Source organism: Enterobacter cloacae complex sp. SHL022 (assembly GCF_049237785.1).
Taxonomy (GTDB): domain Bacteria; phylum Pseudomonadota; class Gammaproteobacteria; order Enterobacterales; family Enterobacteriaceae; genus Enterobacter; species Enterobacter hormaechei_C.
The window spans coordinates 159,721-177,684 of sequence record NZ_JBMKJH010000001.1; the positions used below are offsets into that span (position 1 = coordinate 159,721).

Consider the following 17,964-nt stretch of genomic DNA (forward strand, 5'->3'; position numbering starts at 1 on the left):
TGATAATGAGTAGCTGTAAGATTGACTTCGCTTGCCACAAAATAAAACTACTTTTCCTGTAGTTTCATTGAGATAAACAGTTATAAGAAAGTGTCTTCGGGGGCTCTATCGAACAATTCACCAGCCATTTTGGCGATACGTTCATGTTGTACAAGATTGTTTTTCCACTCCTGCGGAATACCGGAATAACCATATAATGCTCCAGCTATTTGTCCCGCCGTCGCCGCAACGCTGTCAGCATCATCGGCAAGGTTGGCTGCCAGCAGAATGGCATCACGGAAATTATCCGTATTCCATACGGACCACATCGCGGCTTCAAGCGTATCGATAACATAACCACTTGAACGAATCTGATCGCGAGTTTTTTGCTTATATTCACCCGCGTTGATAATCATTACGCGTGGCTGAAGCGGCATAACGTGCGGAGAAAAAACAAAATCTTTATTGCTACCGTTAATCATATGCACAAGCAAATAACTTAAATACTGCGTGCTATTGATTGCTTCCGCGGCACCGTGTGTTGCGATACATTGTTTTTTAGCTTCATAAAACGCTTTGCTTAATGACTTTCTAAAAAAAATAGAGACAGGGGCTTGTCTGATAATGGAAGCATTACCCGCAGTTTCTGGAGCAGTATTGCCGCTCCATCCTGGGCCAATTGTTAAATATTGCTCTAAAGCAAATCGCGTTGTATTACCTATATCAAAACAGACGCCATTTGAACTGTTATAACCATGCTGATACCATTCCAGAAGCTTATTCCTGAAACATATAGTATCAGCATCGCCTTTCTCAAGAAGCGTTTCCGCAAGACATAATGCCATGGATGTATCATCCGTCCATTCGCCTGCACGAAGTTGAAATGGCCCACCTCCTGTCATATCTTTGACGTATGCTCTGTCACGAGGCAAAAATTCGAGCGTCGTACCTACAGCATCTCCAACAGCAAGACCAATAAGCGTACCTACCGCACGATCCCGTGATTGCGCTAGTGAGATATTACATGGTGGTGGTAAATCCCATTGTTTTTGTACATCACTATTTGAGGATGACTCTAATGGCTTATTATCATACGTATACTGCATCCTTCGCTGGACTGAAGGTCTGCTAATGGGTAAGTATTTACGATATCTATCAACATATTTTAACAAGGCATTTAAATCAGCATGTAAGTCAATCACCTTTCACCCATAATAAAAAATATTATTCATATGAAATACTAAAATTCATCAGGGAATTTCTTCATGAGGTTTTGTTTCTTTTTATTATAGTTGGTATCGACCTCATGCGGCAGCCTAACCTTTAACCCTCGGCGGATTTGATCCACAATAAACCAGGCATCTGACAACCTTTCAAAAAACAACTCATCAGAATGATCAAACTCCTTCCCTGCATACATACCGAACGTCATATCCCATAATTTCGCTCTATCCTTTTCCTTGCCTTCGATTAAATCCCGTAGAAATAATAATTGTTGTACAATAGAGTCGTACATTTGCAAAAGCGGGGATTGGGGATCACGATTCTTGACGTCTGCATATCTTTTCTGTGCTAAAGTTAATGCTCTATCAACGTAACCAAACATTGTCATTTCATTCATTGCAGTAGATTCAGTTAACTAAAAATTCCATACCTGATCGCAAGTCATCATATGCCCTCGCTTACCCTTGGTAATTCTAACTATAAAAAATTATCCTCAGGTGCTCTATCGAATAGTTTACCCGCCATTGTGGCAATACGTTCGTGTTGTACGAGTTTATCTTTCCAGTCCTGCGGGATAGCGGAATAACCATACAACGCCCCCGCTATTTGTCCCGCCGTCGCCGCAACGCTGTCAGCATCATCGGCAAGGTTGGCTGCCAGCAGAATGGCATCACGGAAATTATCCGTATTCCATACGGACCACATCGCGGCCTCAAGCGTATCAATAACGTAACCACTTGAACGAATCTGGTCGCGAGTTTTGTGCTTATACTCACCCGCGTTTATGATCATTACACGCGCGCACAGTGGGAAAACATGAGGCGAAAAAGCTTCTTCTTTTTGATAACCGTTGATTAAATAGTGCAATACCAATCCGAGAAATTGGCATGCGTTAATTGATTCTACCGCGCCATGCGTTGCTCGACTCTGAGCCTGTGATTCGAAGTAAATCGCACGCAGTGATTTTCGACGAAAGATAGACACCGGTGCTTGACGAATAACCCCAGCATTACCAGCAGTGTGTTTCTCTGTATTACCATACCAGGAAGGTCCGACACGCATATACTGTTCAAGCGCGAACCGCGTCGTATTGCCGATATCGAAGCACCGACCATTACTGCTATTCTCTCCGTCAAGATACCATTTCAGGATATATTTTCTAAGCACATCGGTGTGCATTCTGTTTTCTGAAAGATAAGTCTCTGCCAGACATAATGCCATGGACGTATCATCTGTCCATTCACCAGGTTTTAATTGAAAAGGCCCGCCACCAATCATATCTGCTACATGTTCACTGTCTCTTTTCTTAAACTCAAGAGTGGTGCCGACGGCGTCCCCAACAGCCAATCCCACAAACGCCCCAAGCGCTTTATCACGTGAAACATCTTCAGTCGTGACTAAAGGTAATGTTACATCCCATGGGAGAGATGAATTCGACGCATCTATACTATTGCTTCTTAATCCATTACGGACATCAATTGGCATATAACATTGATAACGATCGGCATAATGATTGATTACTGAGTCTTTACTGTGAAGATCTTGCATCACACACCCTTTAAATAGAGCAACAGGGGGGGTCATATGACAGACCATTATTCATCTTTTCTCTTACCAAAAAACCTTTGATTAATTTGAAGAAGGGAGATTGTAATCAAACACTGCGCATCACTTGCGATATCTTTTTTGCCTTTTTAAGTATTCTACGCCTTGCTCATGAGGAAGAATAATCTTAAATCCTTGTACCATTTGCGAAGCTATATACCTAGCATTGGACAATGCTGAGAAATTTCGTCATCAGTAGTATCAAACTCTTTGGACGCAAGCACTCCGAGATTCAATGTGTGTAATTTACTTTTATATTTTTCAACACCAATGAGAATAGATTTAATATAATCTTACTGATTCTTCTCCATAACATATAAAGAAATGTAGGATATTTCTCTAATCGACTATTAATTGCATCAATAGCATCATTGATATAATCCAGCGCGGTATAATTTTCTTTACTCATGATCCAACTTAAATATATCCTTTTCACTTGAAAGAATCTTTGAAAGCGTGCTCTGGCGTAACCACTGCCGCCGTGGTGGTGTGAATTTTCTGATGCCCGACTTACTTGCCTGCGCTCCTGACGGATATCGGCATAGCAATCCCTCCAGCGCCATCAGACGGCTGATGAAGTCCAGGCTCGACTCCTGATAGTGACGGTTTATGGTGGAGATGATATTGACAGGGCAGGGAAACCGACAAAGTCACCGATCATCTAAAAAAAGAAAAGCTACGCGTACGCATGAATTTGTCCTGAATATCGAGTCAAAGATTAGACATTTTCTATATGGAATGTTGACAGGATGATTTCGAGGCAGCGTTTATTCGCCTCGAAGTGGTAATCATGATAGTTACGGTGTCTGCCAATCAGTTCTGCATAGCACCAGACTTTGCCCACGCTAAAAATATAGCACTGGTAAACAGCGCGCATTTCTTCCTCTGCGCTGAACATTTCCCCCCGGCATGTCCACAGTGTTTTTCCGAGGGATGGATTAAACTCATTTGGAATAGTAGCAAGTGCTTCAGTCTTAAGCGTAACGGCAGGTTCTCGATCGTGAAACCGTTTAATCGAAACGCTAAAAACATCCTGCGCGGTAAACAACATCTCCTGCGAAAAAAAGCAAAGATTAATGACACCGTAGTTAATGCCATCAAACGAGTGCTCGACCACCAGGCGCGTTTCTGTAAGGGGATTCACCTGCCAGGATTCCGGTACTTTAAATCCACTGCTGTTTTTAGCACTGAGGTTCACGGTCTTAAGCAGTTCAGCCAGAACCAAGTTACTACGATGCAGTAAATCCCAGTTCACTACAGTAAAGTAAATATCATTCGCCAGCGCAGGGTAGTCGCGAGCGGCACAGGCCGCTTTAATCAGGAAATAATTTCCGCCTCCTTCTTGCGGATTGTAATCTTTCTGTACGGTATAACGTGAAATGACCTCGTCGCCGGACGAGTGCGTTTTGAGAGTTAGCACATCTGCAAAAAGGCCACTACCGGAAGGATGCGCAATCAAGCGCTGATTCAACACTTTTTCGCCCATCAGTTCCAGTTTATTAAACAGCCAATCAGAGGGATTCATCTCCCACTGACAGCGTTCATAAGCGGCCCAAACTTCCATATAGGGTTGCGCATCATCGGTGGCATAGCGACCCAAGTTAGTCAAGCCGACCTCAGGAAGGTGCTGCGGGGTCAGTTCAGCTGGCTTAACACGATTTGGCAAAATCACCCAGTACTGAAGCATTTTTTTATCAGCAGAGGTATACAGGCATTTCCAGTAGTTCGCCTTAATCTCTTCATTGCTTGCGGTTGAGACGATGGGAAAAGCATAATTATTACCAGTGTTCATAAAACCTCTTCAACTCAGACAGTGCTGCCAAACCAGATACCATAGAACATTAAGATACAGCCTAACGAGGCTAGACACTTTACTACCAGGCGTAATTTTGCCCCATACTTACCAGATAGTGATAATAATTTTGTATAGTTTGCTGCAGTGTTATAGCGCTTGTGGAATCGCATAATAATATCGAAAATATTATTCAACATCACGACAAAAAACTTCGACAGAAGCACTGCCATAAAGGAAGCTGGTATTATTACTGATAATGACCGTGCAGTTTCTCTGGTAAGCAACGGGATGAACTTAGAAAAGCCAACCAAAACAATGACCAATACAAATGCACCAATCAGTACTGAAATGAATTTTATTCCAAAGCCACGCCATTCTTCTTTTGTATACAGATCTTTTCCATTCCAGATATAGATCAAAGTGATTAAAATAAAAATCGTTAAGCCAGCCCATTTCATTATTTCATTGTCCTCTCACATCCCTTAATCGCCTATCAAAACAGTAACACACCCGGTAATAATTGTCCCATCCCCGCTTTCTGTCAGAACAGAGGTGACGGCTGGCTCATCCTCTTCGCCATACAAATAGTCAAAGAAATCCAGTATAGGCTTAAATGCCACTTTCAGACTTGCATCACCCTTAAGCCCTACAAGCCCTGCAGCCCCACCAGTCACCCTGACGTTAACGGAATAATCTTTAGTGTCCCAGAAAGCGCTTCCACCTCCCGCGAGACCAGCAGACCCAAAGCTACCGTCAATTTTTGCTTCTCCGGAAACGATGCCCAGAATATCAAGGTTACCCGAAACTTCGCCTTTCACTCCTTTCGCTTCCGCACCGGCGTCAGCAGTCAAACCATACTTCCCATCATTGCCGGTATAAACTTCTAATACGGCTTTAGCTTCTGCTGTACCAATAGTTACATCCCCTGATACTCCACCATACAACGTTCCTTCTTTACCCGCAGCAACCGAACCACCGTATTGTTCACCTGTCGCAGCGGCATTCGCATTCAAGCCATAAATATCGTTGCCGCCACCATACAGAGACCCCGTCGCATTGGCGACGGCGAGTTTATTACGCATTTCTGCCCGTAGCAGATCCTTACTTTTCATATTCCCAATTGTAATATCCGCCAACGCAAAACCAGCTGAAGCGGTATCAAAATCACCGTTGAGGTTTTTATCTTCGAGGCTGGCGTACGCACCCAGAACACGAGCATCAAAATGTTCGCCGTGCATCATCCCATCTTCGCCGGCATTTTTCGCCAGCGTGCCCCCCCAATATTGAGGTGCTGCTGCTTTCGGTATGGCAGGTGCCGGTGAGCCGCTAACATCACACTTCGTCTTGTCTCCTTGACGTGCAAGTGGCATACCGTTAACGAAGACAGTACCGGAGCCCCCCACAATAATACCGCTGCCGTGCGTCGAGCAGGATAACGTATCACCCTTTCGAGCGGCGGGAAAACCACCGATGATGACGTCCGGGCTTCCCGACTGTATTGGCCCCGAATGTGCGCTGACATCTATGGTCGCTCTGGCGGCAGGCTGTCCCATGTTCAAAAATCCTTCTACATATTAGCTGTTAATTTTAACAACAGCGCCTTTAATATCTGTCAGGTTTGTACCATTGAGATGAAGAGTATCATTAGCTTTCATCTCGGCATTTATTCCGCCGCCTAACTTCGTCAACTCCGTCCCTTTGAAGGATGCCACAGTAATACTCTCAGCCTTGAGTGTCCCTTCGGAAACGATAATTTCAATTGTCGATGGCGTGATAAGAATGTAGTTATCATTCACCTTTAACTTAATCGAGGTTGTCGCTTCCAGCAGAGCATTTCCCTCTTTATCCATAGTCAATACGGTTTGGTTTTTACCTACATTGAATTTGTGCTGATTACCCGTGTTGCTGGTTGAATTCGCCCCCACGTTCACGTCCCGGTTACGCTTAACCGTTACGTGCTCATCCCGGCCGATAATTTTTTTACGGTCTACCCCTACGTCATGTGTCTCGCAGTTCTCGATCTCGGTGTCCATGTTTTTTTCAGCATGAATCCAGATCTGCTCTTGCCCAGCCTTATCCTCGAATCGTAGGGCATTGGCATTATCTTTGTGGCCATCCTTACTGCGGCTCATAAAACCCATCTGCGTCGCGGCAGCCGGCAGCGCCCACGGCGGCATGCTCGCGTCGTTGTACACGCGACCGGTAATGATCGGACGGTCCGGGTCGCCGTTGATAAAGTCCACCACCACCTCATCGCCGACGCGCGGGATCTGCACCCCGCCGTAGCCCTGGCCCGCCCAGGCGCTCGACACGCGCACCCAGCAGGAGCTGGTGTCATCGCCCTTCGCCAGGCGGTCCCAGTGGAACTTCACCTTCACGCGGCCATATTTGTCCGTCCAGATACTCTCCCCCTGCGGCCCCACCACTTTCGCCGTCTGCGGGCCGTAGGTGCGCGGCCACGCCGTGCTCTGCGCCGGACGGTAGGACACCGACGCCGGAATGACGCTGAAATCGGTGCGGTGAATGGTCTCCCCCTCACCGCTCGCGTAGCGGTTCTCCTCGAAATGGTAGCCCGCCGCCGTCACCAGATACTCGCCGTTATCGCTGAAGAACGGCGCGTTGGTGAGGGTAAAAATGTGGCCCGGCGCAATGCCCGCCGCCGTGGCCGTCGCCTGAATCTGCTGATGCTCCACCTGCCAGCGCTCCTGACGGATGCGGGCGTAGAACTCCGCATGCCCTGTCTCCACAAAGCGACCCGGCCAGTCGTACACGTCGATGCTGCCCGGTTTCGGTGACGCCGGGTTCTGCTGCGCCTGGAAAAGCCACGCGTTCGGCTTGCGGAAGTCATAGTCATCGAGGCTGTAAATCCCCGGCGTCACGCTATCCTCCAGCGCCCACTGGCTGATGCCCTCTTCATCCGTACTGCCGCCGGACGGCGTCTGGTGGTAAGGAATGACCTCATAGCCGCTGAACGGCTGGTGCTGGGTGGCGGCGTCGGTGAGCACCAGGGTGTGTTTGTCGGCCTCGTGGCTGAAGTAGTACGCAATCCCCTCCAGCTCCATCAGGCGGCTGATGAAGTCCAGGCTCGATTCCTGATACTGCACGCAGTAGTCCCACACCCGGTAGCTGCCGGTGAGCTTGTCTTCGAGGTTAACCTGATGCTCACCCAGCAGGGTTTTGACAATCTGCGGCACCGTCTGGCCCTGGAAGATACGCAGGTTGCGGTCGCGCTTCATCGGCCACAGGTCCGGCTCCACCGTCAGCTGGTACACCGCGTAGCGGGTGCCCGTCAGCTCAACGGCGCTCACCGCCACGCGCGTCACCTTGCCGTTGATAAAGCGGGGAGTAAGCAGGCTCTGCGTGGGGATGGTCACTGTGACCGGCTGACCGAGCAGCCTGCTGCGGTCAATGCGCGCATCCGTGCCGAGCAGGGTCAGCGTCAGCGCGAACGACTCGGACATCGCCTCGCGGCCGGAGAGTTTCCAGAAAAGCAGCCCCTCGGCCGGGAGCTGGACGGTAATTCGGTTGAGCATAATCTTTATTCCGTAATGGTTTATGCTGAGAATATTTTTAACGCAAGGCTTTTTTAAACGTGAATGTTCTGGTTATTGGCCGTCTTACTCTTTAACCGGGGGCCTTTCCCCTTCATATTTATAAATCCACAGGGAATAGATTTTCAGAAACTCTGACAAAATGAATAAAAATCCATTTAGCCAGACATTCATCACGCCCGTGAAACTTAACACGAGGGGAAAAAGGGAAACTGAGTAGCGAAACCCAACCAGACGCAGTATTTCCTGGTAGAGTGCCAGTCTGCTCGCGTATAAATTCCGGGCGAAGAAGCACCATGCTGAGGCAATAAAAGAGAGCAACAACAAAAAATCGAGAATAAAGAAAAGAATAACCAGAGCGCTATACCCACCAGCAGACAGCGTGTTCACAACCGTACTGAAGGCGTGTATATCGGAAATAAAAGGGATCTTGTCATGCCGCATGGACTGGGCACAATATAAGACAACGGCCAGGGCATCCATGCATCCCCAGAAATCGAAAACCTTATCTCTGGCGTTCATGACAGTTGAGCAATCACTTAACCGGCGCGGGTGGCCATTCGCCCCCCTTCTGGATGAGCTTCTCTTTTATTTCGTTTAATTTCTCGTATTGCTCACTGCCTCGCTCGAGTCCATTAAGCGCGTCCGCGAGCGCATTGCTCATCGACCAGCCATTTTTGGCCTTAATTGACGGATCCGCTCCACGATCGAGCAGCAACAAGACATGATCGTAAGCCTGGTTATCCAGCGCATCAAACACCAGCGTTTTACCCAGTGAATTGGTTGAGTTGACGTCAGCACCGCGATCGAGCATGGCTTCCAGCGTCTCTGTATTTTTCGCTTTAAGCGACTGGAAGACGATCGGTTCGTGGAAAACCTTATCTTTCACGTTGGGTGAGAGGCCACCGTCCAGCATCGCGTCGATCCAGTCCGCACTGTCTCCCTTTAGGGCAAATTCGGCAGGACTGCTTTTTCCCTGCGGTCGAGGCTGGAGCGGATCTGCGCCAGCCTTAACAAGCAACGTAATCACCTTTAAATGGGGCGATGTCTTTTTATCATTAATCGCGTTGCCGATGGCCCAAAAAAGCAGGGTCATATCCTGCTTTCCCGGTTTATTAAGATCGCTGTCTGGTGCAAGCGTCTTCACCGCGTCGACATCGCCTTCTTCAATCGCTTTCGCCAGTTCAAGCTGCTGACCGCTGAAGTAGTCCTGTGGATTAAGGTCCATATCCTGCTTACACCCCTGAATCATGAATAAAAAACATAACGCGACAAAAGCCATCAACCCTTTTTTCACAATCGACTCCCGATTATCGAAATATCCTCATCCTTCTGTTGCTCTATGCAATCAATCGCCTGATTAATCCCGTGGCGGTCCAGCGCACTTCCGGTTCCACCGGGAAGGTCATGGGGTATTCCGGCAGCATTAGGGCTCAGCGCAGAGATTTCCTCTTTGAGGATCCACGAAGGGACATGCCCTTTCATCGTTTTCAGATCTTCCCAGGGGTTAACTTCCTGAATCTTCGTCAGCAGTTCACCTTCAACCCGATACGCCTGGATATTATCCGTACTGCCTAATATCTTACCGCCGTATTTTTCTACGGTTCCGGCATTGAGGCCGGCGGCGTTAAACGTCCACCCCGCTTTCCCGCTGCCCATAGAGGTTGCAGAGGCGAGACCACCGCCAAGGGAATGACCGGCAATATCAATATTCTGGCCTGACCTTGCCAGCTCCTTACCGATACTCACGGCCTTTTTATAATAATCTGAAGCCATACCCATGCCCTGTGAGAAGTTATTCGACCAGTCAGCCCCGTTTACCACCGGCGCCAGTTCCCCTTTGGTCAGTAGAGAGGAGACATTCTCAGACAGAGAGGCGAAGCCAGGCTCGCGCGATCCCCTGAATACCAGCGTGGGGTTCATATCTGCACCAAACACTTCCGGCTTCGGTTGATAGACGCGCGCCAGAAAATTGGGGGACGTATCATCGTCAAAGAGCATGGATTTGTTCAGCCCGAACTTTCCTAACAGCGCATCGTCATTACTGATATCCGTCCATCCCTCCGGCACGCCCGGTGTGGTTTCCAGCGGGTTCACGGTCTTATAAATATTTTCCGCAAGCTTCGCTTTTTCCACCGCGATATTATTCGCCGCCAGACGTTTCGCGGCGATCTGGGCATCCGGATAAAGGCTATTGCTCCCCTTCGCGATCAGATCTTTACGCGCCTGCCAGCGTTCTGCTTTGGTCATCTTCTGAAGCTGCCCGGCATAGGTTTTACCGTCCTTGCCCGGAGTAGGTTCATCCGGCACCTGTGCCGTTTTAGATTTCACCACCTGTTTTGGCAGAACCGTTTGCGCAGGGCGAGATCCGTACGTTCTCACCATAGTTTCGTAGCGGTCAACAATTGTACTCACCGGATACCAGCCCAGGCCGACCAGCGAGGCAGCCTGGAGTTGCCCTTTGGCGTTGATATAAAAAATTTCCGTTACTGATGACCAGTCACGAAAACTTTCGTCAATGGCAACCACTCTGCCCATCTCTAAATCCTGCGCGATCAGCGTACGGGTATCGCGCCCGGACTGATAAGGATTCGCACCGGTGATCGTGCGCAGCAGATCGTAGCGCGTGAAGAGTGAGCGCAGCGAATGGTCGGGAACCGACATAATCCACTGTCCGGCAACGGACGGGCGGATTATTTTCGCAAACAGCGCTGGCGAGACGTTCTCGTGGAACAGATAGACAAACTTGATGTTATACATTCGCTCCGTCCTGTTACCCGCAGGCTTACGGATTCACCAGCCAGGTGCCTGGCTTCGCAATATCCAGCGTCTGGGTACGCGTTCTTCCATTGCCTTCCAGTTCAATGCGGGTCTCGCCCGCAGGCAATTTCAGCGATGCGTAACCGTTATTCCCCGGACGCAGCGCTTTAGACTCGCCGTTCACCTTCAGCGTCTCGCCATCAAGCATGCGGATGTAGACCAGCGCGACCGGGCTGGCGTCGACAGGCGGCGCACTCTGCTGCGCCGTAGCAGGTGGCGCTACCGGCTCGCTCACGTCTGCCGTTGCCGGTCTGGTTTCCGATTGGGATGAGGTCTCAGCCGGAGGGCTCACGGCAGGGGTTTGCGCCGTCTGCTCTGGCGTTTCCTGACTGCCGCCGCCGAACAGCATCGCACCGGCAACCACCCCAACCAGCACGCCCGCGGCCACCAGCCCCGGAAGCTTGTAACGTCGCCAGTCCAGCGCGGAAGCAGATGCCTCCTTTTCCACCGGCACCAGCATCGTGCCGGTCTTCTTCGCGGTCAACACCTCGTCAATACCGGCGACGGGCATCTCGATCAGCGCCGCAAACTCCTCAATGGATTGCGGACGGTCTTCCATATGCAGCGCCAGCGCCTTGTCGATGGCCTGAAGCAGCGGAATGGAATAGCCCTGCGGCATCAGCTCCACCAGTGGTTTGCAGGTGTCCTGAATCGAACGCACCACGCTGACCGGTGGCGGTGAGCCGACGATAAGGGTGCGCAATACGGCGCCGAGCGCGTAGATATCCGTCCACGGCCCCTGCTCGCTTTCATTGTCGTCGGTATACTGCTCGATAGGCGCGAAGCCCGGACGCAGCATGGTTTCCGTCTCATCCGAGAGATTACCGATGGTGCGGCGCGCCGATCCGAAATCGAGCAGCACCGGCAGGCCGTTATCCTGAATCTGAATGTTATCCAGCGAGATGTCGCGGTGTAGATAACCCTCGTCGTGGATCGTTTTGATGGCGCCGAAGAGCATTGGCAGCATGCGGCGGATCCACGCCTCGTTAATCAGCTCCGGTTTCTCTTCGCGCAGACGCGACAGCGTGGTACCGCTGTAAAACAGCGTCCCCATATAGGCCGTGTCGTTTTGCACCCAGAAACGCAGTACGTGCAGCAGGTTCGGGTGGTTAAAGCGCGCCAGCAGGCGGGCTTCCTGGATGAAGCTGTTCAGACCGGCAGAAAACGCTTTGCCGAAGCGCTCGCTGCGCAGCACCAGCGTCATATCCTCGCCGCGCACGGCGAGGGAGGAAGGCATAAATTCTTTGATAGCGATAGTGCGTTCGAGCTGGTGATCCCAGGCGCGATAGACGATGCCGAATCCGCCGCCGCCAATCACCTCTTTTATCTCAAACTCATTGAAACGGTACCCGACCGGGAGCGCGTTTGGGACAGTCCGATTGTTATCATTATCCGTCATCTTTTACAGTTCTCTTGATGATTATTACGCGGCAAACTGACAGTGGAACTCGCCCTGCTCGCAGGTGACATGCAGACGTCGGTACTGCTGGTCGCTGCGGCTGGCGGTAAGTAAAATCTGGCTCATCTGAGGCAGCAACGTATTGGTCAGAATCGCATCCACCATACGCCCGCCCGACTCAACCTCGGTACAGCGCTGAACAATCTGTTCGACCACGCTGTCGTCAAATTCAGAAATAATGTTGTGATTCTCTTCCAGACGACGCTGAATGCGCCTGAGCTGAAGACGCACAATCTGCCCCAGCATCTCGTCGCTCAGCGGGTAATACGGCACCACCAGCAGGCGGCCCAGCAGTGCAGGCGGGAACACCTCCAGCAGCGGCTGGCGCAGGGCGCCGCTTAACGCGTCAGGCTCCGGCATCAGTTCCGGGTCGGCACACATGGCTGCGATCAGGTCGGTGCCGACGTTAGAGGTCAGAATAATAATGGTGTTACGGAAATCAATGTGACGCCCTTCGCCGTCCTCCATCCAGCCCTTGTCGAAGACCTGGAAGAAGATCTCGTGCACGTCCGGGTGCGCTTTTTCAATTTCGTCCAGCAGCACCACGCTGTAGGGACGACGGCGCACGGCCTCGGTTAAGACGCCGCCTTCACCATAGCCCACATAGCCCGGAGGCGCACCTTTTAACGTCGAAACGGTGTGCGCTTCCTGGAATTCACTCATGTTGATGGTAATGACGTTCTGCTCGCCGCCGTAAAGCGACTCTGCCAGCGCCAGCGCGGTTTCGGTTTTACCCACGCCGGATGGCCCGCAGAGCATGAATACGCCGACCGGTTTGTTCGGATCGTCAAGCTTCGCCCGCGAGGTTTTTACCCGACGGGCAATCAGATCCAGACCGTGACGCTGACCAATAACCCGCTGGTTCAGCGTGTCGGCCAGGTTCAGCACCGCGTCAATCTCATTTTTCACCATCCGGCCCAGCGGGATCCCGGTCCAGTCTGAGACCACCGCAGCCACCACGTTCTCATCCACCGCGGCAAACAGCAGCGGTTCGTCACCCTGTAAGATCTTCAGCGCCTGCTGCTGTTCTGCCAGCTGGCCGCGCAGTTCAGCCGTATCCTCATCTCCCGCCGCAAACAGCGCGGCACGCAGACGGATAATCTCCTGCACCCGCGTGCGCTCTTCTTCCCAGCGACGGGCCAGAGCTTCGCGTTGGGTTTCGAATGCGTCACGTTCGGCGGTTAAGGTCGCCACACGCGCCGGATCGCCCGCCCCCACGCGTGCTTCGCGTTCAGCAATCTCCAGCTCCACGTCCAGGGCCGCCAGGTGACGCAGACAGTCTTCCAGCTGAGCAGGCGGCGCGCTCTGGCTGACGGCCACGCGCGCGCAGGCGGTATCCAGCAGCGCCACCGCTTTATCCGGTAGCTGACGCGCAGGGATATAGCGATGCGACAGTTTCACCGCCGCGCTGACCGCTTCGTCGAGGAGTAAAACCTGATGATGGGTTTCCAGCGGCGACACGGTGCTGCGCAGCATCAGTACGGCTTTCGCTTCATCCGGCTCGTGAACCTGTACGGTCTGGAAGCGGCGGGTCAGCGCAGGATCTTTCTCAATGTATTTTTTGTATTCCGCCCAGGTGGTCGCGCCGATGGTGCGCAGTTGCCCGCGCGCCAGGGCTGGCTTGAGCAGGTTAGCGGCATCGCCGGTGCCCTGCTGTCCGCCTGCGCCAATCAGGGTGTGGATCTCATCGATAAACAGAATAATTGGCGTGGCGCTGGACTGCACCTCGTTAATCAGCGCCTGGAGGCGCGCCTCAAATTCCCCTTTCATGCCCGCTCCGGCCTGAAGCATGCCGATATCCAGCAGCCACAGCTGAACGTTTTGCAGCGGCTCCGGCACGTCGCCGTCGGCGATACGCAGCGCCAGCCCTTCCACCACTGCGGTTTTCCCGACGCCGGCTTCCCCGGTCAGCAAGGGGTTGTTCTGGCGACGACGCATCAGGATATCGACCATCTGGCGGATCTCTTCATCGCGCCCCACCACCGGGTCAATCTTGCCTTCCCGGGCGCGCGCCGTCAGATCCTGACCATACTGCGCCAGCGTGCCCTGCGCAGCCGGTACTGCCCCGGCAGGCGCGTCCGCAGCGGCGGCGGCCTGCTGGCTCTCTTTGCTGCTGGCGCAAATGGCGTCGAACTGCTCGACCAGCACCTCAACGTTAAGACGTGTGAACTGCGCCGAAATACTTTTCAGCACGTTAGCCAGATTCCACGTTTTCAGTATGCCGATCAGCAAATGGCCGCCGCGGATGCGGCTGACGCCAAACTTCAGCGAGCCGTAGACCCAGGCGCGCTCGACGGCGCTGTCGATATGCTCGGAAAGATCAGACACGGAACTCGCGCCACGCGGCAGGGCATCCAGCGCCGCCACGATATCGCGCGTCAGCTGCTGTTCATCAAGGGCGAAGTGACGGATGACCTGTTGCAGATCGCCATCCTGCTGCTGCATCAGCTGATGCAGCCAGTGCACCAGCTCAACGTACGGGTTGCCGCGCAGCTTACAGAAGGCAGTCGCGCTTTCCAGAGAGGTAAATAACAGCGTATCCAGTTTGCCGAAAAGCACGGCACGGCTAATTTCTGACATGTTAGTTTCCATTAACAATGATTCGGTATACGGAAGGATTATCGCTCTGCGCGATACACCAGATCGCCACGCGGAACAGGCTGAGGCTGAAGGCCGAGCCAGGTGTTGTACCCTAATCGCCCGGCGCTACCGAGCGTGGCGCCCTGCACCGCATCGGCGCGCAGGATCACCCGTGTTTCCCATTCAAATTCCACCCCGGCGTACTGTCGCACCCAGTCGCGCAGCTCGGTGACCCATCCTTCGCCCGGCAGAAAACGGTTGTAGTCGTCTGCGCTCAACGGGCCAATCTCGAGCCGGAATTTATGCTGCACGTCGCGTACCGCAATGCCGAGAAAAGCGGACTCTCCCATGCGCGGCAGGCGACGCCCCTCACCCAGCTGTGCCTGCTCCCGCGTTGAGAGCGGCATCCACTGCGGGACGTTGGCCACCAGCCTGACCGGCACGTTGAAATAGTTGCGCAGGATTTTCTCCAGCCCTTCCGGGTCCCGCCCGTGGCGGGTCAGGTGCCCGGCGTGAGTAAAGCGGGCATGCGCGCTCAGGCTGCCTTTCGACATCTGGGCAGGCTGCCCCATGCCAATCAGCGATGCCAGATACCCTTCGAAGCGCCTGTTGTCGTCGCGATCCAGTGAAACGGCAGGCTGCGCGTCCGCCCAGGCGCGGTAGAACAGCAGCGTCAGGCGGTGGTGAAAGAGGTCGGCAAACGCGCTGAGGCTGTGATCCTGATGATGATGAATACGCTCGCGGGCATACTCAGTCATGTGCACCGGCAGTGGGCCGTTAGGACCAAACAGGCCGAAGCTCAGAATGGAAACCTCATGCAGTCCGTTCTCTTCCCGCTGCCGGACCTCAGCAACCGTTGACGGCGCAAAGCCCATTGAAGGCTGCTGACCAATACGCAGCGGCTCAAATTTAGGCAGCGGTGCGCGCCCCAGCGGGTAACGCTCGCCGCCCTGGGCATCAATGCGTCTTAACAGCTGGAACAGATCGTAGCGCCACGGCGTCTCGCGAACTCCGCGCCAGAACGCATCGGGCAGCGGCGTCAGGCGATGCACGCGCAGCGTTGCAGGGGCAGCTTCACTCATACCAGCGCCCTTTTACCCATACGAGGCGCCCAGTAGCCGATTTCGCCGCGCTGCTGGCTCTTGAGCGTGAACTCCGTAAAGCTGTTGATGGAGACCAGGCGGGCAAAAAGGCGCTCCAGCACGCTGCCGAAAAGCCACGGGCTGGCGCCGGAAAAGGCGCGTTCGTCCACCGTCAGGGTGATGCCGATCCCGCGGGCGAACACCACCGGGCCGGGTTCCGGCACGCGGCGGTGCACCGGCTCCAGCACGCAGTGACGAACGCCATCCACCTGACGGGCAACCGGCGTCTCGGCGAGGTTGGCGTACAGCCCTAACAGCTGACGCAGCGCGGCAGCGCCCTCTTCGTTTTCGCTGTCCATCAGGCTAAGGTAGTTCATTTGCAGCTGGCTGATGAGCCGCCAGGTGCTGAACCCTTCGGCCAGTGCCGGACGCGGCGGCGTCGGGCCTTTACGCAGGGTTAACGCCTTCACCGGCATGGAGTCGGCCATAATAAACTGCCCAAGCTCCTGCTGGAGCATCAGCGGCAGGTCACGGCTGGTGCACAGCACCTCGGCGGAGATATAGCGCAGGTTTTCCTGCCACGGCGCGTGCTGCGCATCCACCAGCGAGACGAAGACCTCCGAGCCGATATAGCCCGTGCGGGTGCCATAGCGCAGCGCGTGTTCGGAGAGAACGCGCTGCTCACGGCGCAGGGAAAAATAGGCGCCGTAGTTGCCCGCGTCTCCGCTCCAGGTACTCCAGAACGGACGAAACGTCTGGTCGTCCCGCTGACCATCCGCGCTGGCATAGATTTTTTTCACGGCATAAATTTCATAATCCAGCGGGCGGATGTTATCCACCACCAGGTGGTATTCATGCTGGCTTTCGCTCAGCTTCTGCCGGGCCGCCACTTTCGGGAACAGGTTGATCACCGGCGTGCAGTGCAGCGCCAGGTGGCTGGCATCCACCACGCGCTCCAGCTGATCGTCGCTCTTGTCGAGCAGAATGAAGATATCAAACGCTTTTTCGTCTTCGCAGCGCTGGATCAACTTGCCCAGCCCGCTCAGGCTGATGAAACGAAAACGCGCCGGGAACGCGAAGTACTCCTGCAACAGGCGATAGCCGTCAAAGTTACGCAGATCGTCCGGGAGCAGGGCCTGGTCCGCATCAAAGCCTTCCTGACGCAGGGCGTCAGACGACAGCAGCTGGCGCTGGGGCTGCTTGCTGACCGTCTGGCAGACGATGCCCGCGTGGTGCTCCATCACCAGCTCCAGCAGCTTCAGCGCCTCGATGTCCGGGCCGCTTAAGAAGAACTCCAGGCGGTCAAAATTCAGGTGCCCGAGATGCTGCGGGCCATCGCAGGCAATGCGGACCCGTAAGGCGCTGCTGATCCCCCGCTGACTCAGGCCGAGCTGGGCCAGCGGCAGATCGGCGGGAACGCCGCCCAGCTCGATCCGCTCAATTTTTAACGGCAGCAGGTTGACCTCATGCGCCGTGGTATAGCTGCACGTAACGCCGGTTTTTTTCAGCGCCAGGCTGTCCATCATGGTGCCGCGCGGCACAATAAAGCCTTTGCTCAGGTCGCCCCGGCTGCTGTCGGGCTGAATTTCAGCGATCGCCATCGACGGCGTAGGCGCCAGATAATTTGGCGCAATCATCTCCAGCATACGCTGTGAAAAGCGCGGGAATTCGGCGTCCATTTTCATCTGCACGCGGGAGGTCAGGAAGGCGAAACCTTCCATCAGGCGCTCAATGTACGGGTCCGCCACTTCGATGCCGCGCATGCCGAGCCGCCCCGCCACTTTCGGGTAGCGTTCGGCGAACTCCGCGCCCATCTCGCGCAGATAGGCCAGTTCACGGTTGTAATATTCGAGCAGTTTGCTTTCCATC

15 protein-coding genes are annotated in these 17,964 nt (G+C 53.4%); all 15 read right to left on the reverse strand.

Features of this window, described 5'->3' with window-relative positions; translation table 11 throughout:
* Window positions 1-80: 80 nt before the first annotated feature.
* A complete protein-coding gene (tri1, locus tag ACOTZD_RS00780; RefSeq protein ID WP_032634185.1) occupies window positions 81-1,181 on the reverse strand; it encodes an ADP-ribosylarginine hydrolase Tri1 in 1,101 nt (366 codons plus the stop codon).
* Between the two features lie 38 nt (window positions 1,182-1,219).
* The gene (locus ACOTZD_RS00785) at window positions 1,220-1,600 is read right to left on the reverse strand and encodes an immunity protein Tsi6 family protein (protein ID WP_022651396.1); all 381 of its coding nucleotides are present in this window, start codon (window positions 1,598-1,600) and stop codon (window positions 1,220-1,222) included.
* Window positions 1,601-1,680: 80 nt separating this feature from the next.
* On the reverse strand, window positions 1,681-2,751 hold the full coding sequence (tri1, locus tag ACOTZD_RS00790) for an ADP-ribosylarginine hydrolase Tri1 (RefSeq protein WP_047653768.1): 1,071 nt from the start codon (window positions 2,749-2,751) through the stop codon (window positions 1,681-1,683).
* 209 nt (window positions 2,752-2,960) lie between these two features.
* Window positions 2,961-3,044 carry a hypothetical protein gene (locus tag ACOTZD_RS00795; protein WP_230246519.1) on the reverse strand — a complete coding sequence of 28 codons (84 nt, stop codon included), beginning with the start codon at window positions 3,042-3,044 and terminating at the stop codon, window positions 2,961-2,963.
* Between the two features lie 482 nt (window positions 3,045-3,526).
* Complete coding sequence (locus ACOTZD_RS00800; RefSeq protein ID WP_023314297.1) at window positions 3,527-4,600, reverse strand: hypothetical protein; 1,074 nt, start codon at window positions 4,598-4,600, stop codon at window positions 3,527-3,529.
* 14 nt (window positions 4,601-4,614) lie between these two features.
* Entirely contained in the window at window positions 4,615-5,061 is a 447-nt protein-coding gene (locus ACOTZD_RS00805) for a hypothetical protein (RefSeq protein WP_023314298.1), read from the reverse strand.
* Window positions 5,062-5,085: 24 nt separating this feature from the next.
* Window positions 5,086-6,156, reverse strand: coding sequence for a PAAR domain-containing protein (locus tag ACOTZD_RS00810; RefSeq protein WP_023324835.1), 1,071 nt, complete (start codon window positions 6,154-6,156; stop codon window positions 5,086-5,088).
* A gap of 21 nt (window positions 6,157-6,177) precedes the next feature.
* Window positions 6,178-8,136, reverse strand: a complete 1,959-nt coding sequence (locus ACOTZD_RS00815) for a type VI secretion system Vgr family protein (protein ID WP_048240619.1) — start codon at window positions 8,134-8,136, stop codon at window positions 6,178-6,180.
* A gap of 84 nt (window positions 8,137-8,220) precedes the next feature.
* Window positions 8,221-8,637 carry a hypothetical protein gene (locus ACOTZD_RS00820; protein ID WP_023314301.1) on the reverse strand — a complete coding sequence of 139 codons (417 nt, stop codon included), beginning with the start codon at window positions 8,635-8,637 and terminating at the stop codon, window positions 8,221-8,223.
* 52 nt (window positions 8,638-8,689) lie between these two features.
* Window positions 8,690-9,436, reverse strand: coding sequence for an ankyrin repeat domain-containing protein (locus ACOTZD_RS00825; RefSeq protein ID WP_032628406.1), 747 nt, complete (start codon window positions 9,434-9,436; stop codon window positions 8,690-8,692).
* Window positions 9,437-9,447: 11 nt separating this feature from the next.
* A complete protein-coding gene (locus tag ACOTZD_RS00830; RefSeq protein WP_174401954.1) occupies window positions 9,448-10,914 on the reverse strand; it encodes a phospholipase in 1,467 nt (488 codons plus the stop codon).
* A gap of 25 nt (window positions 10,915-10,939) precedes the next feature.
* Window positions 10,940-12,373, reverse strand: coding sequence for a serine/threonine protein kinase (locus ACOTZD_RS00835; protein WP_045617713.1), 1,434 nt, complete (start codon window positions 12,371-12,373; stop codon window positions 10,940-10,942).
* Window positions 12,374-12,397: 24 nt separating this feature from the next.
* Window positions 12,398-15,013 carry a type VI secretion system ATPase TssH gene (gene tssH / locus ACOTZD_RS00840; protein ID WP_032658917.1) on the reverse strand — a complete coding sequence of 872 codons (2,616 nt, stop codon included), beginning with the start codon at window positions 15,011-15,013 and terminating at the stop codon, window positions 12,398-12,400.
* A 38-nt stretch (window positions 15,014-15,051) separates the two neighbouring features.
* Window positions 15,052-16,095: a type VI secretion system baseplate subunit TssG gene (tssG, locus tag ACOTZD_RS00845; protein ID WP_045896019.1), complete on the reverse strand. Its 1,044-nt coding sequence runs from the start codon at window positions 16,093-16,095 to the stop codon at window positions 15,052-15,054.
* Window positions 16,092-17,963: a type VI secretion system baseplate subunit TssF gene (gene tssF, locus ACOTZD_RS00850; protein WP_045332153.1), complete on the reverse strand. Its 1,872-nt coding sequence runs from the start codon at window positions 17,961-17,963 to the stop codon at window positions 16,092-16,094. The genes tssG and tssF overlap by 4 nt, the downstream gene beginning before the upstream one ends.
* Window position 17,964: the final 1 nt, after the last annotated feature.

Bases quoted from the DNA above. Each gene is read 5' to 3' on its own strand.
- ACOTZD_RS00785 (WP_022651396.1), bottom strand. From the start codon at position 1,600: ATGAATGAAATGACAATGTTTGGTTACGTTGATAGAGCATTAACTTTA.
- tri1 (WP_047653768.1), bottom strand. From the start codon at position 2,751: ATGCAAGATCTTCACAGTAAAGACTCAGTAATCAATCATTATGCCGAT.
- ACOTZD_RS00800 (WP_023314297.1), bottom strand. From the start codon at position 4,600: ATGAACACTGGTAATAATTATGCTTTTCCCATCGTCTCAACCGCAAGC.
- ACOTZD_RS00805 (WP_023314298.1), bottom strand. From the start codon at position 5,061: ATGAAATGGGCTGGCTTAACGATTTTTATTTTAATCACTTTGATCTAT.
- ACOTZD_RS00810 (WP_023324835.1), bottom strand. From the start codon at position 6,156: ATGGGACAGCCTGCCGCCAGAGCGACCATAGATGTCAGCGCACATTCG.
- ACOTZD_RS00815 (WP_048240619.1), bottom strand. From the start codon at position 8,136: ATGCTCAACCGAATTACCGTCCAGCTCCCGGCCGAGGGGCTGCTTTTC.
- ACOTZD_RS00820 (WP_023314301.1), bottom strand. From the start codon at position 8,637: ATGGATGCCCTGGCCGTTGTCTTATATTGTGCCCAGTCCATGCGGCAT.
- ACOTZD_RS00825 (WP_032628406.1), bottom strand. From the start codon at position 9,436: ATGGCTTTTGTCGCGTTATGTTTTTTATTCATGATTCAGGGGTGTAAG.
- ACOTZD_RS00830 (WP_174401954.1), bottom strand. From the start codon at position 10,914: ATGTATAACATCAAGTTTGTCTATCTGTTCCACGAGAACGTCTCGCCA.
- ACOTZD_RS00835 (WP_045617713.1), bottom strand. From the start codon at position 12,373: ATGACGGATAATGATAACAATCGGACTGTCCCAAACGCGCTCCCGGTC.
- tssH (WP_032658917.1), bottom strand. From the start codon at position 15,013: ATGTCAGAAATTAGCCGTGCCGTGCTTTTCGGCAAACTGGATACGCTG.
- tssG (WP_045896019.1), bottom strand. From the start codon at position 16,095: ATGAGTGAAGCTGCCCCTGCAACGCTGCGCGTGCATCGCCTGACGCCG.
- tssF (WP_045332153.1), bottom strand. From the start codon at position 17,963: ATGGAAAGCAAACTGCTCGAATATTACAACCGTGAACTGGCCTATCTG.